The sequence below is a fragment of the Novosphingobium sp. MBES04 genome (assembly GCF_000813185.1).
GTDB classification, from domain to species: Bacteria; Pseudomonadota; Alphaproteobacteria; order Sphingomonadales; family Sphingomonadaceae; genus Novosphingobium; species Novosphingobium decolorationis.
Genome location: NZ_DF850489.1, coordinates 1,041,282 through 1,061,018, shown reverse-complemented (window position 1 = coordinate 1,061,018; position 19,737 = coordinate 1,041,282). Strand labels below are relative to the sequence as shown.

The 19,737-nt window shown below is 64.7% G+C and carries 18 protein-coding genes; 6 read left to right on the top strand and 12 right to left on the bottom strand.

Going from position 1 to position 19,737, the window contains the following annotated elements; all coding sequences use genetic code 11:
- From MBENS4_RS18525 to MBENS4_RS18510, 6 genes are all read right to left on the bottom strand, one after another.
- Positions 1–384: aldehyde dehydrogenase family protein (locus tag MBENS4_RS18525; RefSeq protein WP_039393563.1), on the bottom strand; the 384-nt coding region annotated here is incomplete at its 3' end.
- A complete protein-coding gene (locus MBENS4_RS27310; protein ID WP_199904433.1) occupies positions 384–743 on the bottom strand; it encodes an FAD-dependent oxidoreductase in 360 nt (119 codons plus the stop codon). The genes MBENS4_RS18525 and MBENS4_RS27310, both read right to left, overlap by 1 nt.
- Before the next feature lie 23 nt (positions 744–766).
- Entirely contained in the window at positions 767–1,534 is a 768-nt protein-coding gene (locus MBENS4_RS18520; protein ID WP_199904432.1) for an FAD-dependent monooxygenase, read from the bottom strand.
- 8 nt (positions 1,535–1,542) lie between these two features.
- On the bottom strand, positions 1,543–2,460 hold the full coding sequence (locus MBENS4_RS18515) for a polysaccharide deacetylase (protein ID WP_039393561.1): 918 nt from the start codon (positions 2,458–2,460) through the stop codon (positions 1,543–1,545).
- Between the two features lie 112 nt (positions 2,461–2,572).
- Positions 2,573–2,836 (bottom strand): FAD-dependent oxidoreductase, encoded by a 264-nt coding sequence (locus MBENS4_RS27245; protein WP_255352681.1) that lies wholly within the window; start codon positions 2,834–2,836, stop codon positions 2,573–2,575.
- Positions 2,833–4,026, bottom strand: coding sequence for a flavin monoamine oxidase family protein (locus MBENS4_RS18510; RefSeq protein ID WP_255352680.1), 1,194 nt, complete (start codon positions 4,024–4,026; stop codon positions 2,833–2,835). Before MBENS4_RS18510 ends, MBENS4_RS27245 begins: the two co-directional genes overlap by 4 nt.
- Positions 4,027–4,244: 218 nt before the next feature.
- On the opposite strand from MBENS4_RS18510, the gene MBENS4_RS18505 reads away from it, so the two are divergent.
- A complete protein-coding gene (locus MBENS4_RS18505) occupies positions 4,245–5,291 on the top strand; it encodes an alpha/beta fold hydrolase (RefSeq protein ID WP_084592234.1) in 1,047 nt (348 codons plus the stop codon).
- Positions 5,292–5,418: 127 nt separating this feature from the next.
- Positions 5,419–6,057, top strand: coding sequence for an isochorismatase family protein (locus MBENS4_RS18500; RefSeq protein ID WP_039393559.1), 639 nt, complete (start codon positions 5,419–5,421; stop codon positions 6,055–6,057).
- A gap of 33 nt (positions 6,058–6,090) precedes the next feature.
- Here MBENS4_RS18500 and MBENS4_RS18495 read toward each other — a convergent pair whose 3' ends face one another.
- Positions 6,091–7,047 carry a glyoxalase/bleomycin resistance/dioxygenase family protein gene (locus MBENS4_RS18495; protein WP_039393557.1) on the bottom strand — a complete coding sequence of 319 codons (957 nt, stop codon included), beginning with the start codon at positions 7,045–7,047 and terminating at the stop codon, positions 6,091–6,093.
- A gap of 779 nt (positions 7,048–7,826) precedes the next feature.
- Between MBENS4_RS18495 and MBENS4_RS18490 the strand changes: the two genes are divergently transcribed.
- Positions 7,827–10,271, top strand: a complete 2,445-nt coding sequence (locus MBENS4_RS18490; RefSeq protein ID WP_039393555.1) for a TonB-dependent receptor — start codon at positions 7,827–7,829, stop codon at positions 10,269–10,271.
- Positions 10,272–10,440: 169 nt separating this feature from the next.
- On the opposite strand, the gene MBENS4_RS18485 is transcribed toward MBENS4_RS18490, so the two are convergent.
- From MBENS4_RS18485 to MBENS4_RS18475, 3 genes are read right to left on the bottom strand one after another with little or no spacing between them, the layout of a single operon-like run.
- Positions 10,441–11,322, bottom strand: coding sequence for a formylglycine-generating enzyme family protein (locus MBENS4_RS18485; RefSeq protein ID WP_242405011.1), 882 nt, complete (start codon positions 11,320–11,322; stop codon positions 10,441–10,443).
- Positions 11,319–12,383, bottom strand: a complete 1,065-nt coding sequence (locus MBENS4_RS18480; RefSeq protein WP_039393553.1) for a Gfo/Idh/MocA family protein — start codon at positions 12,381–12,383, stop codon at positions 11,319–11,321. The genes MBENS4_RS18485 and MBENS4_RS18480 overlap by 4 nt, the downstream gene beginning before the upstream one ends.
- Positions 12,376–13,749: an MFS transporter gene (locus MBENS4_RS18475; RefSeq protein WP_084592233.1), complete on the bottom strand. Its 1,374-nt coding sequence runs from the start codon at positions 13,747–13,749 to the stop codon at positions 12,376–12,378. Before MBENS4_RS18475 ends, MBENS4_RS18480 begins: the two co-directional genes overlap by 8 nt.
- A gap of 203 nt (positions 13,750–13,952) precedes the next feature.
- On the opposite strand from MBENS4_RS18475, the gene MBENS4_RS18470 reads away from it, so the two are divergent.
- Complete coding sequence (locus tag MBENS4_RS18470; protein WP_039393549.1) at positions 13,953–15,512, top strand: FAD-binding oxidoreductase; 1,560 nt, start codon at positions 13,953–13,955, stop codon at positions 15,510–15,512.
- Between the two features lie 163 nt (positions 15,513–15,675).
- Here MBENS4_RS18470 and MBENS4_RS18465 read toward each other — a convergent pair whose 3' ends face one another.
- Positions 15,676–16,731 carry a DUF1838 family protein gene (locus MBENS4_RS18465; protein WP_039393546.1) on the bottom strand — a complete coding sequence of 352 codons (1,056 nt, stop codon included), beginning with the start codon at positions 16,729–16,731 and terminating at the stop codon, positions 15,676–15,678.
- A gap of 214 nt (positions 16,732–16,945) precedes the next feature.
- On the opposite strand from MBENS4_RS18465, the gene MBENS4_RS18460 reads away from it, so the two are divergent.
- Positions 16,946–18,175 carry a class I SAM-dependent methyltransferase gene (locus MBENS4_RS18460; RefSeq protein WP_039393544.1) on the top strand — a complete coding sequence of 410 codons (1,230 nt, stop codon included), beginning with the start codon at positions 16,946–16,948 and terminating at the stop codon, positions 18,173–18,175.
- A gap of 26 nt (positions 18,176–18,201) precedes the next feature.
- On the top strand, positions 18,202–18,567 hold the full coding sequence (locus MBENS4_RS18455) for a hypothetical protein (RefSeq protein WP_039393543.1): 366 nt from the start codon (positions 18,202–18,204) through the stop codon (positions 18,565–18,567).
- A 100-nt stretch (positions 18,568–18,667) separates the two neighbouring features.
- On the opposite strand, the gene MBENS4_RS18450 is transcribed toward MBENS4_RS18455, so the two are convergent.
- On the bottom strand, positions 18,668–19,735 hold the full coding sequence (locus tag MBENS4_RS18450; protein ID WP_039393538.1) for an LLM class flavin-dependent oxidoreductase: 1,068 nt from the start codon (positions 19,733–19,735) through the stop codon (positions 18,668–18,670).
- Positions 19,736–19,737 lie beyond the last annotated feature (2 nt).

Here is a 19,737-nt window from a genome sequence, read left to right as displayed (position 1 = left end):
GATCATCTCGACCACGTTCGAGGTGGTCAGCCCGGCGATGAAGCGCGGCATGCCGTTGTCGAGAATGTCGAGCTCGGTGAGGAGCGTCGCGTTCTCCTCCATGATCCGGGCCAGCTTGTGCAGGATCGCGGTGCGCGCGGCGACCGTCATTCGGCCCCAGGTGCCGTCGAACGCCTTGCGCGCGGCAGCAACCGCCTTGTCGACCTCGGCCTTGCCGCCGGTCTGGAAGGTGGTGAGCGCCAGACCCGTGGCCGGGTCCAGCGTCTCCATCTCACCGCTGCCCTCGACCCACTCGCCGCCGATCAGCAGCTTGTGGGTCTGGCCGAGGAAAGCCTCGGTTTCAGGCGCAATGGCGTGACCATCGAAACGGGTTGCCTGGGTCATCAGACCTCCACCGTGCGCGGATCGTACTCGAACAGGCCGAGCGATTCCTCGTCCTTCATCTCACCAAGGCCGAACAGCGAGGTATCCTGGCCCTGCATGCGATCCGCGTTGTTGTTCGATTCGCCCTGGATGAAGGTGGCGCGTTCATGGCGCGCATCCTGGTAGCGCTTGAGGCCTTCGGCAATGGTGTCCGATGCCTTGAGCGCGCGTGCGAGAACAACCGCATCCTCGATGCCGCAAGCCGCGCCGTGGCCGAGGAACGGCGTCATGGCGTGGGCCGCATCGCCGATCAGGGTGACGTTGTCGTCGATGATCCAGCTGTCGAGCGCGGTGCGCGCGTTGAGCGCCCACTTGTACATCGGCTGCTGGCAAGCCGCATCGATCAGGCGCTGCGCGTCGCCGCACCAGCCTGGTAGACCTTGCGGATTTCTTCCGGATCGACAGGCGTCGTCCAGCCATCATCCGTCCAGCCTTCCTGGCGGGCGAAGAACACGAGGTTCATCGCTTCGTAGTTGCGGATGTTGTAGCGCGTGATCATCGCGCCCGGGCCAATGATGATACCCGGGAAGTCCGAGAGGTCCTTGATGTCCTCGGTCACGGGCACCAGCGTGCGCCAGGCGACGTGGCCGGTGAAGTGCGGCTCCTTGGGATCAAAGCGCTCACGGATCACCGACTTGACGCCGTCCGCCCCGATGAGAAGATCCCCCGAAACGGTGCTGCCATCGGCCAGCGTCACGGTCGTGCCCTCGCTCGAGACAACGGGCGAGGCGCAGCGCAGGTCGACACCCGACGAGCGCGCCGCTTCCGTCAGCACCTCGTGCAGATCCGCACGGTGGATGGTGATGTACGGCGCGCCGTACTTGTCCATCTGGCCGGTGCGGTCCTTCTCGACGAGCGTGCGCCCGTCTTCCCAGTGCTGGATGCGCTGGCGAGCCGGTTCGACACCGGCCTTGGTCGCCGCCTCGCAGGCCCCGATGAAATCGAGGCCCTTCATGGCGTTGGGCGAAAGCGTCACGCCCGCACCGATTTCACCGAACTCGGGCGCGCTTTCGAGCAGCGTCACCGCGAAGCCCTGCTGGGCAATCGCGGCGGCCGCGGTCATGCCGGCGATACCACCGCCGACAATCAGGATCTTCTCAGGACGGCTCATGGGTCTTCTTACCCTTCCAGCTGGCCGGGGATGTGGCTCTCGTGATTTTCGAGATACCACGCGGCGATTTCCTCACGGGTGGCCCACCAAACGCCCGGAAGCGACTTGGCGTGCTCGATGAATTCGCGCAGCGCGCGCACGCGGTGGGCGCGGCCCGAAACATGCGGGTGCAGGCCCAGGTTCATGATGCGGCCGGTCTTCTCACCTTCGGCGTAGAGCACGTCGAGTTCCTCGATGAGCGCATCGCGGTACTGGTCGGTGGTGAAGTTCTTGCGCGTGATGAAGGTGAAGTCGTTGATCTCGTTCGAGTAGGGAACCGAGACGATCGGACCGTTGGGCGTGCGCAGCAGGTAGGGCTGATCATCGTTCATGATGTCGCAGTAGAACGTGCAGCCCTGCTCGGCGAGAATGTCGGCGGTCTGCAGCGTGCCGCGCAGCGAGGAGGACAGCCAGCCCTTGGACTTGCGGCCGGTGTACTTCTCGAACTGGGCGAGGCTGCGCATGATGATGTCGCGCTCGGTCTCGGGATCGTGGGCGAAGTTGGTGAGAAGCTCGCCCTGCTCCCAGTTGTGGGTGAGGAGTTCCCAGCCACGCTCGAGAACGGCGTCGGTCATCGCCTTGCGGCGCTCGAAGGTGACGGCGTTGGTGGTGCAGCTGGCCGGAACGCCCAGTTCGTCGAACAGGTCGAACAGGCGCCAGATGCCGACGCGCTGGCCGTATTCACGCCAGGAGAAGTTGGGGAAGTCGGGCGTGTTGCCCGGCAGGATGTCGGGAAGGATCGCCGGACCGCCTGCGTAGTAGGGCTTGTCGGTGTCCTTGGTGAGATCCCAGGTTTCCAGATTGAACGTCAGGATCAGGGCCACGCGCGCGCCGTTGGGCCACTTGAGTGGCTTGCGCTGCGGAAGGGGGACGTAATCATATTCCATGGGGCTAATCTCACTTGCAACGTGTTGAGGGACAGGGACCATATTTCAGGGTCCCTCCCCCACTCTTTCCGAACGAATGTCCGACTTACGGATAGGCGTGATCGCCTGCCTGTCAGACTCCGAGAACTTCGAGCACCGCCCTTTCGGCACTTTCCATCGCGCCTTCAAGGCCGCGCGCGCTCGTGGCGAGGTGTTCACCACAGAAGTGCATGTTGCCCGCAGGCTGCGCCATGTCGGCGACCCAGGTTGACTGGCCCGGCGCAAGGTACGAGACATCGCCGCCGTTGAAGCGCTCCTTGGCCCACGAGAAATAGCTGTGCGCCTTGACCTTGCCCTTCGCGGCAGGGCGCAGTTCCTCGATGCGCCTGACGATCATCTGCTTGACTGCCTCAGGGTCCATGCGATCCCAGTAGAGCGCAAGGTTGCCGCGTGCCTGAACGATGAAACCGGTGATCTCGTTGGGGTCCTCGCCGTAGCGCTGGGGCATGACATTGCCAAGGAGACCATCGGTCCACATGCCCGGCGCCAGGCCGTCTCTTCCCAGAACGGGCTCTCAGCGGTGATGAAGGCCATCGAGATGGGCTGGTAGCCCAGCTGCGCGACGGCTTCGGCCTGCACGCCGTTGAGCGCTGGGGAGATCTTGACGTTGCGCAGAGCCGAAAGCGGCAGCGAACAGATGACCTTGGGCGCGGTAAAGCGCGAGCCATCGGCGCAGAAGACCGTGGTGCCCGCCTCTTCCTGGACGATGCCGAGAACCTCGCGGCCCAGCAGGATGTCGCCCTTGATCTGCTCGGCAAGCGCGATCGGAAGCTTCTGGTTGCCGCCCTTGACCGCCAGCGATTCCATGCCGGCCGCCATCATCGTCTTGATGAAGCCGTCGTTGAATTCCATCATCAGCGAAGACGTGCCGTAGGCATTGACGCCATAGTACGGCGCCAGATCGTTCGCGAGGTGGATCGCCGCGTCCGAGAGCCCCTGCCCCTTGAGAAATTCGTGCAGCGAAACGTCGAGCGCGGCGTTCGCCGGATCGCTCCAGCGCGTCCAGTCGTCCAGCCTGCCGTTCTGCGCCACGAGCATGCCGACGAGTTCACCCGGCATCACGCTCTTGTACTGCTCGGGGAAGGGATTGCCCGGGAAACGGGCCCATTCCTCGCGGGTCAGCGGGGTATCGCCGATGTAGAGAAGCGAAGGCGGACCGATGCGGTAGCGCGCGCCGACTTCCTGCAGTTCGACGCCTGCGCGCTGGGCCGCATCGATGCCGCGGCCGTAGCCTGCCGCCATCGAGTTGAAGCCCATCTCCGGGTAACCGGGCTGGTCCATCAGGGTGAGGATACGACCGCCCACGCGATCGCGTGCTTCGAGGATGGTCACCTTCATGCCCATTTCCTCAAGCAGATGTGCTGAGTGGAGGCCCGAGATGCCCGCCCCCAGGATCAGCACGTCGGGCTGTCCGGCCGAAGAGGAGGCATTCATGGTCGGGGCCGCCTGCGCGAACCGCGCACCGGTCATGGCGCCAAGGCCCAGGGCCGAGGCCCCCAGCGTGAACTTGCGGCGATCAAATCCCATGAGAACCCCATACTCCTTGTCTGTCTCGGCGCACGGTACGCAGATGCAGGCGGGCGCCACCATGGGCTCCTTCCTACTGCGCTCGGACCCGGCTCGAAAGGACGTCCATTGGCTCACCACCTGTCGGATAAGTTTTCGAGATCGTGCGTTGCGCAGGGCCCCCACGATAGGCATGCCGGGATACGAAATCCCGTCGACAAGCCGAGGAAGCTCCCACGATGCCGCGTATTTCCCGCAAGCTCTCCCTTCTCGTTGCGCTCGCCTGCTCGGTGGCAGGCGCTGGCCTTGCCGCGACGCCCGCCACCGCCCAGATCACCTCGGCACCCAAGGACCTCTCGAAGTACCCCTTCCTGAAGGTCAAGGAACTGCGCAACATGTATGGCGATGCGCAAAGCCGCTATGTGAAGATCGGCGACCTCACCATCCACTACAAGGATGAGGGCCCGCGCGATGCGCCGGTCCTCCTGATGGTGCACGGTTCGGAAAGCTCGATGCGCACCTATGACCGCGAGACCGAGCTCCTGAAGGACCGCTACCGCATCGTGCGCATCGACCTGCCGAGCTATGGCCTGTCCGATGGCCCTACCGACACATCGCTTGAAACGTTGCAGCCCACCGACATCCCGATTGGCGTGCTCGATCACCTGGGCATCACCAAGGTCACCTATGTGGGCGTCTCCAGCGGCGGCACCATGGGCATGTACCTTGCCGCGCGCCGCCCGGACATGGTCGAGCGCCTGATCCTTTCGAACACACCGTCCGATCCGGTCGACACAAGCGGCCTCAAGATGTCGCAGGAATTCCTCGACGCCGTTGCCAAGGCGCAGAAAACCGGTTGGCGAGGACCCGAGTTCTGGGATCTTTTCCTGACCTACTTCGCCGGTGATGGCGCGCGCATTTCCGAGCAGACGAAGAAGGAATATTTCGACTTCTACCGCCGCTTTCCGGAAAAGCACCTCGTCGGCCTCATCGCCCGCATCGGGGATGGCAAGCAGGCCGCCATCGAGATGGCCAAGGTCAAGACGCCCACGCTCCTGATCTGGGGTACGGCCGACCCGCTGCTGCCGGAATCGGCCGCGGACGCGATCTCGCGCTACCTCAAGAACGCGCAGATCTCACGCGTGCTGATGCCCGATGTTGGCCACTACCCGCCGCTGGAGGTTCCTGACCGCTTTGCCCAGCTGGTCGCCGCCTACGTCGAGGCCGGAACCCCGATCCTGCCGACGACGAGCGAAGCCGAGCCCGACGTGGCGCCCCAGTCCTGACCGTCCTGCGGAAGCGCAGGCGCTTGCCACTTGCCTTCCCGCCCTCTCCCGATACGCCCACGAGGCCAGCGCGGCTCCGCTCGACCGGTCCCGCGCCAAAGCCCCGAACAGAACAAGGATTGCCCCCATGAGCAGCGACGAAGACCTCCTCGCCAACTACAAGAAGGCCTATGACAACAAGGTCGGCTTCGGGAAGCGCCCCGCGCTCCTGCTGATCGACTTCTGTCAGGCCTACTTCGAACCGGGCAACATGCTCTACTCCGAAGTCGAGGACGCGATCGCCTCGGCCCTGCGCGTGCGCGCCGCCGCGCGTGAAGCCGGTATACCGGTCATTCTCACGAACGTCGTCTACCACCCCTCGGGCTTCAACGGCGGGCGCTTCTTCGAAAAGGCAATGCCGCTCCAGAACTTCACGCAAGGCAACCCGATGGGCGCATGGGGTCCGGGCCTCGAGCCCTTCGAGGACGAACTGATCGTCTCCAAGCAGTACCCGAGTGCGTTCTTCGGAACCTCGCTCGCTTCGACCCTGACGGCCGCGGGCTGCGACAGCGTGATCCTGACCGGCCTTACGACGTCGGGCTGCGTGCGCGCGAGCTGCGTCGATTCGATGAGCCACGGCTTCCGCACGGCCGTCGTCGCCGAAGCCTGCGGGGACCGCCACGCAGGCCCCCACGATGCCAACCTCTTCGACATGAACGCGAAGTACGCCGATGTCGTCAGCGAAGAGGAAACCATTACCTATCTCGAAGGCCTGAAGTCGGCCTGATCCAGCTCTCCAGGCGGCCTCGGCGAAACGCGCTCAGGCCGCCTGGAAGAATTCGAACCGGGCGCCCCACGGGGTCATGCACGCAAGAGCGCGCATCGGCCCATAGGGCTGCCACTCAAGCGATACGGGCGGCGATAGCGTACAGCCTGTCCCCGCCAGGCGGGCCGCCATCGCATCGACATCCGTGACCGCAAAGCGCAGCGCCGCCCAGCCCCTGCCGGGCCGGGTGACGCCGCCAAAGTTCCGCCCACCGCAGTCGAACGCGATCACCTCGACCGAGCCCTCCATGCGCCCATGGGGATGATAGATGCCGATCTTCATCGGAATCTTCGGAGCCAGACCCGGCGGAAAGCCCATGCAGTTCGCGCCGTCCTCCCCGGCCGCAAAGCCTTGCGTTTCCTGGACCGGCAGCCACCCCAACGCCTCGACGAAAAGATGCCGTGCCGCCTCGAAATCGGGAACAATCTGAGTGGAATTGAAGACCCAGGACGTTGCCCCGCCAATGCCGGCATAACCTTCGAGGGGAGGATGCACCCTTTGCATGGCCGCGACACAGATCCCGTCCGCATCCCGCTCAACCACTTCACGAACCGCCAGCGCACCGAAGTCCCAGTCCGTGACCGGGGCCGGACACTGGAACCCCTGCGCTCCAAAAGCGGCATGTACCGCATCGAGATCATCGAAGGCGCGGATATTGACGTCGAAAATTCCGCCGTGGTCCCAGGCTTGCGCTCCGTCGCGATCAAGAGGTGGCAGCGGGCCATCAAGAGACAGGAAGCGCACGGCTCCCCGCTCCGAATCCGGGTGCCGGACGAGCACTTCATGGCCCGAGATGGTGGGATCTAACCCCAGGAATTGCACAACATGCGGTGAGGCAATGCCCTCAAATGCCTTGATATAGCCCGTCGCAGCGCAGAATCGCGCCGCGCTTGCCGAGGCATCGCTCACAAGCCCCAGGGCTTCCTGAAATCCATTGTCGCAAGAAATCATGGGCCAGAGCCTGACGCAGTTTCCGGATCGACCACCTGATCCACGCCGCCATCACCACCTGTCGGATAGAGATGCCGATACGCGATGGCACGAAGCCAAGGTCGAATACCTGTATGGCCATGCACAGCACGCCCCCCGCCTGCTCTCGCAATCACCACAGCACCGGCGCGACACCTGACGCTGCCGTACGCAGGAGTGATTGGGCGAGCCCGCTGCCGCACCTCGAGGCGGCCTCGGAGGCGGTTGTGGGCGTGCGATTTTCTGGAGGGCACGAACCCGACAGACCTGGTGCCTCGACGGCCTGCCAACTGCGCGCAGTTCGGCCGGGAGCGGTACGCAGGTCTTTGCACGCGAGAACGCCGGTATGGCGCCAGGACCGTCCACAAAGAGGACGCTGCGCCAACTCGCTCGCGCAGCAGAATCTTGATAAGTGTACGAAATTATATTGCCTGACAGACGTCCAACCATCCGACAGGCGAATAGCAAACAGAATTGACAACCATCTAACCAAGGTCGCCGCCAATCTCTCCACTGCATACGACGCATAGGTAAAACACCCGAAGCGTAGAGGCCTCCCAAAGAGAGGCCGGTATGCACAAGAGAACACAAGATCACCCGAAAACCGGATGCTGAGAGTTCAGGGACTATCGAGGCGTATGCGCGTGCATTCGTCTCCCTTCGGTTAGCGAAAAACTGCATCCCGGTCGCTGGATACCGGGACCATTACTTCAATCGCCTCCCCATGGGGCGCACCAAGATCTATTATTGAGGGGTCTTCTATGAATCGTACTGCAAACACCATGCGGCTCGCATCGACGCTGTCGACGCTCGCCGTTGCGGGCAGCCTGCTCTACGCAGCGCCTGCCTTCGCCCAGGAGGCCGCTCCGGCTTCCATGCCCGGCGAAATCGTCGTCACTGCGCGCAAGACCGGTGAAGACATTCTGAAGACCCCCGTGACCGTCGCCGCGATGACCTCGGAAGAGCTCGACGTGCGCGGCATCGTCTCGATGGACGACGTGGCCGAAGCCACCCCGGGCATCAACATCAACAACTCGTCCTCGGGCCACGCCGACCGTTCGTTCCAGCAGGTCGTGCTGCGCGGCTTCACCCCCTCGACGACGCTGGCCACCACCACCTCGACCTTCATCGATGGTGTCGCGGTCTCCTCGCCCTCGCAGATCAACGCTGTCTCGAACCCCGAGCGCATCGAGATCATGAAGGGTCCGCAGAGTGCCTACTTCGGCCGTAACACCTTTGCCGGTGCCATCAACGTCGTGACCAAGCAGCCCAGCAACTACTGGGGCGGCGAAGTGCTCGGCATGATCGGCACGCGCGACAACTGGCGCCTGCGCGGCTCGGTCGAAGGCCCGATCATCGAAGACCTCATCAGCTTCCGCGTCACGGGCGAGAAGTACTCGAAGGGCGGCTCCTACCAGAACCAGAACGGCACGACGCTGGGCGACCAGTCGACCGTGATCGGCTCGGCCATGCTCGCGATCACGCCCTCGACCGACGTCACCATCAAGCTGTTCGGCATGATGAGCGAAGACAAGGACGGCCCGGCCGCCCAGACCCGCCTCAACGCCTACAGCACCCCCTACCTGATCGGCCAGTCGAACGGCACGACGGCCAACGGCAACCCCTATTTCTTCGGCGCGATCCCCGGCATCGCCAATCCGATCACCGCCAACGTCGAAGACAACGACCGCATCCGCCAGTACCTGGGCATCGCCACGGGCCGCGTGGTCGATCCCGAAGACGGCGTCCAGGGCTATGGCCTGCGTCGCCGCACCAAGCACTTCCACGGCACGATGGACTGGGACGTCACCAGCAACCTGACCGCCACGGTGCTGGGTGGCTGGAACCACGAGACCTGGTCCACGCTCATCGACCTCGATGGCTATGATACCAGCGGCTACACCAACGCTTCGTTCGATCCGGAGCGAAACTATGGCGCGGGCTACTTCGACTACCCCTACCTGATCGAACGCAACGTCAAGGACTGGTCGCTGGAAGGCCGCCTGGCTTACGAGAGCGATCGCTTCCACGGCGTGGCGGGCGTCAGCTATCTGCAGTCGGACCTCTACCAGGGTCTGGGCGGCGGTTCGGGCCAGCTTACCGCAGCGGTCAACAACGGCGGCGGCCTCAGCCGTTCGCAGACGCTCGGCTTCTTCTTCGGCCTGACCTACGACCTCACCGACACCCTCTCGATCAGCGGTGAAGGCCGTTACCAGATCGACGACCTGTCGGCCTATGCCGGCCAGCGCGGCCTGACCATCGGCGAGAGCCCGTACCTCGAAGCCGGCACTTACGCCTCGGGCGAGAAGCTGGCGTCCTCGAAGTACAAGAACTTCACCCCGCGCATCATCGTCAACTGGGAAATCACGCCCGAGATGATGGTCTATGCATCGTGGGCGAAGGGCGTGAACCCGGCGCAGTTCAACACCTCGATCCTGAACAACAGCTACGAAGTCCAGGTGGCCGCGGCCGAACTGGGCGGCGAGCTCGCGATCAGCCCCGAAAAGGTCACGAACTACGAAGTGGGTCTCAAGGGTCGCACCATCGACGGTTCGTTCCGCTACACCGTGGCCGCGTACTATGCGCAGTGGCGTGACCAGATCAACTCGGTCCAGATCGTCGTTCCCGACACCACGCAGGAGACCGGCTACTCGTTCGTGAACACCGCGCGCAATGCGGGTTCGGTCGACCTCTACGGCATCGAAGCCGATGTCACCTGGCGTCCGATCGACCTCATCACCATCGATGCGGCCGCGTCGTACAACGAGAGCGACATCAAGCAGTTCGTGAGCCCGACGGTCACCGCTCTTACCGGTCCGATGAGCTTCCGTGGCAACGACCTGAAGAACACCTCGAAGTACTCGGCGAACGTGGGCGTCACGATCGGCGACGAGATCCAGGGCTGGGACGATGGCCGCTGGTTCGTCCGTGGCGACTGGAACTTCAAGTCGGGCGTGTGGTCGAACGAAGCCAACCTGGCACGTCTTCCCGACCTGCACCTGTTCAACGCGCGCGCCGGGATCAGCCACGGCAACATCTCGCTCGAAGCGTTCGTGAACAACATCTTCAACAACCACACCCCGATCTCGGTCTCGGACAACTACGTCTTCACGCCGAACTTCCAGTACACCGGCACCTTCTCGGCGCTGATGCTGGGCCTCAACGACCTGCGCACCGCAGGTCTCCAGGCGAAGATCAAGTTCTGATCTAATCGGAAATCGGCTCCAACGAGCCGAGATGACATAGAAAAGGGCCCGGAAGCGTTACGCTTCCGGGCCCTTCCACGTGCAAAGACTCCTCGCGCGCCTGCCACGAAAAAGCCCGGTTCGATCCGCGTGATCGCACCGGGCTTTCCGGTATCGGGATATGGGGGCCTCAGTCCTGCGGCATCTCGCGCGCAACACGAAAGCCCAAGTGGTCATTGCGCGCGCCTGGTGGGTCGCCGATGCGCTGGGCAGCGCGAACGCTCCAGCCCTGGAGGCTCCACCCGCCGCCGCGCACATTGCGCAGTTCGCACGGGCCCGTCAGCCAGGCCGAGCCATCATCAGGCGCTCCATCATAGCTGTCATGGTGGCAATCCTGCGTCCACTCCGCGACATTGCCGATGACATCGTGCAGGCCGAAACCATTTGGGGCATAGCTTCCCACCGGGGTTGTCCGGTCCAGCACCTGCGCCGCGTTGGCCTTGTCGGCCGACAAGGCATTGCCGAAGGGATACCAGGTCTGCGTGCCACCACGCGCGGCGTAGGCCCATTCGGCTTCGCTCAGCAGCCGGTAGTTCGCGCCGGTCTTTGCGCTCAGCCATGCGACATAGCTCTGCACATCCGCAAAGTTGACATTGATGACCGGGCGGCGGCCCCGCCCCCACCCCGCGTCATCCGGCCGGTAGCCGTTGCAGCCGCCATCGGCGACGCAGGCGTCCCACTGCGCGAAGGTCACCTCGTAGCGACTGACGGCATAGCGATAGCCGATGGTCACGGGGTGGCGCGGCTCTTCCATGGTGTCGAACATGGCAAGAACGCCCAGGGTGCGGCGTTCCTCCTCGCTCGATCCCATGACGAAGTTGCCCGGCGGCACCACGACCATCTCGGGACAATCGCGGCATTCGGCAAAGGCGCTGCCCGCCACGCGCGGCGGGAATACCGGGGCAGGCGCCGCGACCTTGGCGGGCACGTGTCCATTGGGTTCGGGCGGCGCGGCGCCGACAGGTCCTGTGAGAGCACTTGCCCCAAGGGCAAGCGCAAAAACCGACCTCACTGCGCCGCGTCCGCCAGCGGTGGATCAATCGCGTCCGCCGCCGAGTTCGCGCGGGCCGAGGCTTTCACCCGGTCGATCAGCGCAATGAGCCGCGCGGCGTCGCGTCCCGTGGGCAGACGATGCGGCTTGCCGCGTACGGCGGCGTGCATCTCACAGAGCTGGTCGGCGAAGTAGTGCCCCAGCGTGCGCCCGCCCATGCGTCGCGGATCGATCAGCACACCTTCGGGGGGATGGACAAGTTCCTCGCCGTTCCAGCGCAGGATCTCGCCATGCTCGATCTCGAGCACGCCCTTGTCGAAGTGCAGGACCTTACGATCGAGGACGGCAGGCTGGTTGTAGGAGATGTGGACGCTCGCAAGGCGGCGGCCGGGATAGGCCAGCAGCACCATGGCCTCGTCTTCGCCCTGCCAGCCCGACTGGTGGCGCGCGGCCTCGGCATGGACGCGCACCGGATCGTCCTCGCCCATGATGAGCTGCACGAAATCGAGCGAGTGCGGCGCGAAAAGCGAAAGGATCAGCCCTTCCTCGGGCGTCCGCGTCGCCCACCAGGGCGCCTGGGGCCCGTCCCAGAACACGCAGGACGATACCTCAAGCGAGCGGAATTTCCCGAAGTCGTCCCAGTGATCGACGATGTAGCGCACCGCGTCGTTATGGCGGAAGGTATGGCCCACGGCGAAGACGAGGCCCTTCTCGGCCGCCAGGTTCGCCAGCGCCAGCGCGTCTTCGCCGGTCTCCGCAGCAGGCTTCTCGACCAGCACGTGCTTGCCCGCCTGAAGCGCGGCCATCGACTGCTCGGCGTGGAGGCCATTCGGCGTCGCGATGAGCACCGCCTCCACCTCAGGCATGGCGAGCACGTCTTCGAAGTTGGCGCACGCCACCGCTCCAAAAGGCCCGGCAGCCGCCTGCGCCTGCGCGGCATCGATGTCATGGGTCGCGACAATGCGCACCGCTTCGGGACGGGCCTTCGCCGCGTTGAAGTGGGCGCCGGAAATGCGCCCGCAACCGATAACGGCGAGGTTGAGCGGCGCCAGCGGCGCGGTCTGTTCGTTCATTTCAGGCATGCGCGGGCGTGGCCCCTCCCTGCGAGTTGGACGGTTGTTCGTGGACGTAGCGCCAGATCATCACGGCGGCGACGAGCTTGGCGATGCCGGGCACCGTCGAATAACTGACGATGATCCCGGCAAGAGCGCGCGGCGATTGCGGCATGCCCGCGCTGGCCGCCGCCGCGTCGAAACCGAAGGCCGAGAGGATCAGGCCGACAATCAGTGTCCCGCCCAGCGCAATGCCCGCCTTCTCGATGATCGACCAGATCGCCGAGTAGGACCCGGCGCGGTTCTCGCCATACTCTTCCCGCGCGGCGGCAATGCTGTCCGAAAGCAGCGAAAGGACGATGGTGCCCCACCCAGCGTTACAGGCCGCCATGAGCCCCGCCAGAACATAGGCGACCTCGATCGGGGCGTCGGGCAGGTAGCCCCAGACGAGCGTGACGAGGCCGTGGCCTGCCGCGGCGATGACATACGTCAGCTTCTTGCCGAGACGCTTGGAAACCATCACCCACAGGGGCGAGCCGCCCATGACCGCAAAGGCCATGATCGCCGACATCACGCCGATGTCGTGCAGGGGCTCTGTACGCGCCATCGCGTACTTCACGAAGAAGGGGAAGCTGGCGTAGCTGATGCCCGCCGCGACCGTCATGACGATGGCCGAGAGGCACAGGATCATGAAACGGCGGTCCGAGAAGGCGCGCGGCAGGTCGCGTGCGGCAAGCGGTGTTGCCACTTCGGCCGGTTCGGGAATGCGCGCGGCAAAGCGCCAGGCGACCAGCAGGCAGACAAGGCAGATGACCCCGATCAGGCTCATCGTGATGAGATAGGCCGGACGGTCGGTGCCCAGCGCGTTGACCGCCATGGGCGCGACCGAGGAAGACATGAGGACGCCAAGACCGGTGAAGGCATGCTTCCAGCCCATGAGCTCAGTGCGCTCGGCCGGGTCGGACGACATCTCCGAGAACTGCGCGAGGTAGGGCACCGAGAATGTCGAATAGACCGCCATGTAAGCGCTGAAGGTCACGAAGACCCAGGCCACCTGGAAGGTCATCGAGGCCTCGGGGACAGCGAACACGCCCAGCATCGCGAACGGCGCGGCAAGCCCGCCGACCAGCAGCCAGCGGCGCCGGGGAAAGCGCGGTGCGAGCCGGTCCGAGGCCACGCCGATCCACAAGTCGAAGACGAGACTGAAGAAGACCTTGGGTACGAAGATCGCGGTCCCCGCAATCGCAGGGGCTACGCCCATCACGTTCGTCAGATAGAACATGAGGAGAAGCGAGGGCGCATCGCGGAACAACTGGCCCGCCACCTGCCCCACGCCGAACCCGGCCTTTGTCGAGGTCGCCAGGCGGCCCGGCAACTTCGCTGCATCAGTATTCATGTACGACTCCCCGCAGGCCCACAAGCTCGGACCGCCTTTGCCGGGAAGGTGCCCAGAGCATCCTCCACAGGCCCGAACTCGTCCTGTTTTACCCGCGCATCGGATAATCGTACAACGGATAACGGGGATAGCGCCCTCGCCCACACGCGTCCCGCGGGCCAAGCACCTTGGTCGAAATTCCAGTTCCTTCAAAGAGAGACCGCATGGCAACCACGGCAAACGACACGACGATCATCGGCGCTCTGGAAAAGGCGCTTGGCCCGGATGCCGTCATCAGCACCGGCGAGAAGCTCGCGTACTTCGCCAACGACGTCTACCGCACCGGTGCAGAGCCGCTGGCGGTGGTGCGCCCCGCGACGGTCGAGCTCCTGCAGGAGGCCGTCAAGCTGTGCGGCGAAGCGGGCATCGCGATGGTCCCACGCGGCGGCGGCGCGTCCTACACCGACGGCTACGTGCGCCAGGAAGGTGGCCACGTGCTGTTCGACACCGGCGCGATCGACACGATCGAGATCGATGAGCGCAACGCCATCGTGACCTGCGGCGCGGGCGTGACCTGGGCCAACCTCAAGACCGCGCTCGACGCCAAGGGCCTGCGCACCCCGTTCTGGGGCCCCTTCTCGGGCATCGCGGCGACGGTCGGCGGCAGCGTCAGCCAGAACACGCTGAGCCACGGCACGACCATTCACGGCATCTCGGCCCAGTCGGTGGTCTCGATGGACGTGGTCCTGGCCAGCGGCGCGCTCCTTTCGACGAGCTCCTCGAAGGCGACCCGTTTCTATGGCCCCGATCTCACCGGCCTGTTCACCGGCGACTGCGGCGTGTTCGGCATCAAGGCGCGCATTCGCCTGCCGCTGCTCCCCGTCCTGCCCAAGTTCGAGTGCCTGAGCTTCGCCTTCGACAGCTTTGCCGACTACCACGCCGCCTCGCGCAAGGCCGCCGCCGCACGCCTGGATGACAGCCACTTCGGCCTCGACCTTGCCCTCTCGCAGGGCCAGATCGGCCGCCAGGAAGGCATGGGCGCGCGCCTCAAGATTGCGGCGGACATCCTGCGCAAGGCCCCCAACAAGCTCAAGGGCGTCGCCCAGCTCGTGAAGATGGCCTTTGCCGGTGAGAACCCGATGCGCGCGGGCGCCTACATGTGCCACTTCATCGTGGAAGGCGCGGACGACGACGAGGCCGCACTCAAGGCCAAGCAGCTGCGTCGCCTGCTCGATGGCCTCGGCCGCGAGATTGCCAACTCGATCCCGACCTTCGTCCACTCGGTGCCCTTCGCCCCGCTCTTCAACGTGCTTGGCCCCGGCGGCGAGCGCTGGGTTCCCATCCACGGTGTCCTTGCCCACGACGAAGTCGTTGCCTTCGACGAGAGCTTCAAGGCGCTCATCAAGAGCTACCAGGCGAAGATGGACAAGCTCGGCATCTGGATCGGTACGATGTTCTCGCCTGTCGGCTCGACCGGCTTCCTCTACGAAGTCGCGCTCTACTGGCCCGAGGACCGCACGGCCTACCACACGACCACGCTGGGCGAGGAATATCTCTCGCAGCAGCCCCAGTTCGCCGCGAACCCCGAAGCCAGCGCGCTGGCCGATGAACTGAAGGAAGCCATCGTTGCGACCTACCAGAAGCACGGTGCCGGCCACTTCCAGCTGGGCCGCGCCTACCCCTATCAGCAGCGCCTCTCAGCCGAAGCCAAGTCGCTGCTCGGCGCGATCAAGACCGAGCTTGATCCCAAGGGCCTGATGAACCCGGGTGCGCTCGGCTTCTGATCCGGGCGAACACGTACTAACAAAAGGAAAGCGGCCTCCCCGGATGCGGGTGGGGCCGCTTTCCTTTTGCAACTATCGCCCGCAACGCATTGTGGGATAACAAAAAAGGCCGGAAGCAGAGCTCCCGACCTCTTCTGTTTACGGTGCCGTCCGGCCGCAGGCCTTACTGGCCACCGCGCTGCAGCGGCTGCGGTGCGGCGGGTGCCTTGGGCGGCTCCCAACCTTCGGGCACCGGCGCGGGTTCATGGTCGTGGATGTAGTTCTCGATGCTCGAGAGCGAGGGACCATAATCGCTTTCGGGCGCGTGCAGCCACTTCTCGCCCATGTTGCGCGCGGCCGCGACGAGATCCTCGGGCAGGCCTGCAATGCCGTCTTCGGCGGTGGTGAAGTTGTTGAAGTAGTTGATGTGGCCCTCGGCCTGACCCATGAGCATCCAGGGCAGCCACGGCGTCACGCGGCTCCAGGCACCCACGTGCTGGATGTGCGTCACCTTGGGGTTCACCACGTCCTTGCGGTTCACCGTGTAGATGAAGTGCTCCGAAACGCGGTTGAACGGGCCCGAGGACTCGCGCACCCACTTGTCGGGGGTGAGGCCGTTGGGGTACATCATGTCGATGTCCGAACGCAGGATCAGCGTGTCGTTCGGGCCCTCTTCCCATTCCATCAGGAAGGGCTTGCGCGGGGGCTTGTCCTTGTTGAGACCGCCGTACGACGGCGGCTCGGGCGCCCACTGGCTGATCGTGAAGTTGAACGGATCGTTGGCGATCGGCACCACATCGACGGTCTCGTCGGTATCGGGGTTGTACCACTTGTCGATCAGCTTGCCGGTCTCGATGTCGCGGTAGAACACGATCTCGCGCAGCAGGCGGCGGTAGGAGCCGTCTTCCTGGCGGACCGAACGCACGACGCTGAAGCCTTCATTGATGAAGAGCTGGCGCACCGGCTCATTCGGGCGCACGCCATAGACCTTGCCCTTGAGCCAGCCCACCTTCTCCTTGGTGGGATCGATGTCGGCGTCGATGCGCACGTAAGTGTCGCGGTTCCACTCCGGATCCTTGAAATCGATCTTCGTCTTGAAGGCCGGGGTCTTGGGGCTCGGACCCTTGGCGCCGGTCGCGGCCTGCGCCAGCGAGGGCGCGGCGACGAGGCCCGAGGCAAGCCCGGCGCCAAGTCCGGCCATTCCCAGGCTCTGGCGACGGCTGAATTTCATTTCGTCCATGGTATGGTTCCCTTTAGGGGGCTGGTGAACTCGGTCGGACCGGAATCGGCCCCGTCAATTGATCTAGACTTATACTTTTTGTGCTTTCCTTGATCCAGCGCATCGCGATAGGATTGCATGATCGCCAAGCGGATAGCGGACCGGGGCGACTATGCCGCTCCACGCACCGTCCGCAAGAAAACCGCAAGAGCCCGATGAACAGAGGAGTCGCATCATGCTCAATACCTTTCAGCAAGCCGACCATCCGATTCTGCCCAAGGCGACGGCGGATGAGGCTTCCCGCGAAGAGTTCGCCAAGAGCTTCAAGGGCTTCATCCAGTCCACTTTGCTGCCCGGGCTGACCCCGATCTACGAGACGCGCGTGTCCAAGGCGTTCGAGAAGGCCAACGGCCGTCTCCCCGAGAACCGCCGCGACATCCGCTCGGTCATGATCCACGACCTCTACTTCCAGCACTACGCCATGGCCAACCGCACGGCGCAGGAATTGCTGTGGGAATCGGTCAACGTCTCGATCGACCGCCAGCTGCCCGACCTCATCGAGAAGGCCAAGGAGCTGTCGGCGACCAACAAGGGCGAACTGGTCATTCCCGAGGGCTTCGAGCCCCCGCGTTACGTCACCGCGCTCGACATCCACTGCATGCCCGGCGGCTACTGCTCGGAAGTGACCGAGGACGACGTTTCGGTTGGCGCGCTCTACGATCGCGGCGTGTACCTCTACTCGATGGGCTACACCGGTCCCAACAACGACGACATGGGCCGCTCGGTGGTGAACTACCTCAAGCGCAACATGCCCGACTTCAAGCCCAAGCGCATTCTCGACATGGGCTGCACGGTGGGCCACTCGACCCTGCCCTACAAGGAGCTGTTCCCCGAAGCCGAAGTCTGGGGCATCGACGTGGGCGGTCCCTGCATCCGCTATGCGCACGCACGTGCCGCAGGGATGGGCCTCGATGTCAACTTCGCGCAGATGAACGCCGAGGAAACGACCTTCGGTGACGAGGAATTCGATCTCGTCGTCAGCCACATCCTGCTCCACGAGACCAGCGGCAAGGCCATGCCGCGCGTGTTCAACGAAGCCTTCCGCGTGCTCAAGCCCGGCGGCCTGATGATCCACGCCGACCTTCCGCCCTTCGACCTGATGGACCCCTTCACCCAGTTCATCCTCGACAACGAGACCTGGTACAACAACGAGCCGTTCTGGGGCGCGATGCGCGACATGGACCAGATCGGCCTCGCCGAGAAGGCCGGCTTCGACCGCGACGCCGTGCGCTTCGACACCGCCCCGATGGCGGTCATGGAGTTCGCCGCCGCGGCGTCGGGCTACAGCCAGGAATCTTCCGAGCACGTCGCCGAGCGTGACTTCACCGCAGGCGAATTCGCGCCCGGCGGTGGCTGGGAAGTGCTCATCGCCAAGAAGGGCGAAAAGCAGGCCATCGCGGCCTGAGGCGCAAGCAAGGACAAGATACCAAGATGGACAACACCACCCAAGAGCGCCCGCACGTCATTCGCCACGCCAAGGGCAAGCGCCCCGAGTTCTACGAGCCCCCGGGTGTCGATGCCGCGATGTCGATGATCATGGTCCTCGCCAGCGAGCTTTCGGTCGTGCGCGATCGTCTCGACAGCGCCGAGCGCGTCGCCAAGGCCAATGGCCTTGACCTTGCCGCCGGTATCGAGGCCCTCGAACTCGACCAGGACGCCCTGGAAGAGCGTGAGGCACGCCGCCAGAACTTCATGCAGCGCCTGTTCTATCTGCAACTGAAGGACGCGGACGAAGCGGCCCAGGCGCAGACCTCGGAAGGCTTCGAGGCGACGATCCACGAGATCGCCCAGCCCTGATCGGGCGAAGGGGCTGCGTGCCCCTTCCCCACCAGACAGCAAGAAGGCCCGGCGGGATGACCGCCGGGCCTACTTGCTGTCTGGGCCTTGCGCGACCGAGCTAGATCGCGTTGCCAAGGCGTCGCAATTCCGGGCCGATCTCGGTGCCGATGCGGTGCGCATCGGGCAGCCAGTCAAAGCCAGTGACAAGGAAATTGTCGATCCCGACCTCGCGGTAGCGCAGCTGCGCCTGGACCAGCGTTTCGGGCGAGCCGACCAGGCACATGACCTGAAGTCGCCCCTGTGTCGCCCTGGTGAGCCCGGTCCACAGGCACGGATCCTCCGAGGCCGCGTCGGCCTCGGCTGCGCCCCTTGCCGTCTCCTGCGCCGCCTTGCCCAGATCCCGGCCGAGCAGGCCATGCGCGGCCTGGCGCGCCTCGACCGCGCGCAGGATCTGTGTCGCGCGCTCCCACGCGGCTTCGTCGGTATCGGCGACCACGAGGCGCATCGACATTGAGCAGCGCGGATTGCGCCCGTGCTTCGCCGCTTCGGCCCGCACGCGCGCGACCTGCGCGCCTACCTGCGCCACACTGCCCGGCCCGAAGGCGTAGACGTCGGCCAGTTCGGACCCGAATTTTACCGCCAGTTCCGAGTTGCCCGCCCAGAACACCGGAACCGTGCCGTCCACCGGATGGACCTCGCTTCCCGCTTCGTCGAAACGGTACCAGTCGCCCTCATGGTTGCACGGCGCCTCGCCCGCCCAGATCCGGCGTAGGATGCGCACGTATTCGTTCGAGCGGCGGTAACGCTCGTCCTTGGTAAGGTAATCCCCGTCGCAGCGCGTCTCGATATCCGAGAAGGCGGTGATGATATGGACCCCGGCGCGCCCGCCGGAAAACTGGTCGAGCGTCGCAAAGGCGCGTGCGGCCATGGTCGGAGCAATGAAGCCGGGACGATGCGCCACCATGAGCTTGAGCCGCGTGGTCGCCGCCGCCACCCAGGTTGCGGTAACCAGACTGTCGGCCGAGCGCGCGTTCTGCCCGATCAGCACCCGGTCGTAACCGGCCGCTTCATAGCCTTTCGCCGCTTCGGCCACGAAGCTGGCGTCATAGGCAGGCGGCGCCTCGCTCGCTTCGGACGCGCGGTAGGGGGCGACAAGCCCGACGAGTTCGATTTGATGACCGGACATGG

Bases quoted from the DNA above. Each gene is read 5' to 3' on its own strand.
- MBENS4_RS27310 (WP_199904433.1), bottom strand. From the start codon at position 743: ATGTACAAGTGGGCGCTCAACGCGCGCACCGCGCTCGACAGCTGGATC.
- MBENS4_RS18520 (WP_199904432.1), bottom strand. From the start codon at position 1,534: ATGAGCCGTCCTGAGAAGATCCTGATTGTCGGCGGTGGTATCGCCGGC.
- MBENS4_RS18515 (WP_039393561.1), bottom strand. From the start codon at position 2,460: ATGGAATATGATTACGTCCCCCTTCCGCAGCGCAAGCCACTCAAGTGG.
- MBENS4_RS27245 (WP_255352681.1), bottom strand. From the start codon at position 2,836: ATGATCGTCAGGCGCATCGAGGAACTGCGCCCTGCCGCGAAGGGCAAG.
- MBENS4_RS18510 (WP_255352680.1), bottom strand. From the start codon at position 4,026: ATGGGATTTGATCGCCGCAAGTTCACGCTGGGGGCCTCGGCCCTGGGC.
- MBENS4_RS18505 (WP_084592234.1), top strand. From the start codon at position 4,245: ATGCCGCGTATTTCCCGCAAGCTCTCCCTTCTCGTTGCGCTCGCCTGC.
- MBENS4_RS18500 (WP_039393559.1), top strand. From the start codon at position 5,419: ATGAGCAGCGACGAAGACCTCCTCGCCAACTACAAGAAGGCCTATGAC.
- MBENS4_RS18495 (WP_039393557.1), bottom strand. From the start codon at position 7,047: ATGATTTCTTGCGACAATGGATTTCAGGAAGCCCTGGGGCTTGTGAGC.
- MBENS4_RS18490 (WP_039393555.1), top strand. From the start codon at position 7,827: ATGAATCGTACTGCAAACACCATGCGGCTCGCATCGACGCTGTCGACG.
- MBENS4_RS18480 (WP_039393553.1), bottom strand. From the start codon at position 12,383: ATGCCTGAAATGAACGAACAGACCGCGCCGCTGGCGCCGCTCAACCTC.
- MBENS4_RS18475 (WP_084592233.1), bottom strand. From the start codon at position 13,749: ATGAATACTGATGCAGCGAAGTTGCCGGGCCGCCTGGCGACCTCGACA.
- MBENS4_RS18470 (WP_039393549.1), top strand. From the start codon at position 13,953: ATGGCAACCACGGCAAACGACACGACGATCATCGGCGCTCTGGAAAAG.
- MBENS4_RS18465 (WP_039393546.1), bottom strand. From the start codon at position 16,731: ATGGACGAAATGAAATTCAGCCGTCGCCAGAGCCTGGGAATGGCCGGA.
- MBENS4_RS18460 (WP_039393544.1), top strand. From the start codon at position 16,946: ATGCTCAATACCTTTCAGCAAGCCGACCATCCGATTCTGCCCAAGGCG.
- MBENS4_RS18455 (WP_039393543.1), top strand. From the start codon at position 18,202: ATGGACAACACCACCCAAGAGCGCCCGCACGTCATTCGCCACGCCAAG.
- MBENS4_RS18450 (WP_039393538.1), bottom strand. From the start codon at position 19,735: ATGTCCGGTCATCAAATCGAACTCGTCGGGCTTGTCGCCCCCTACCGC.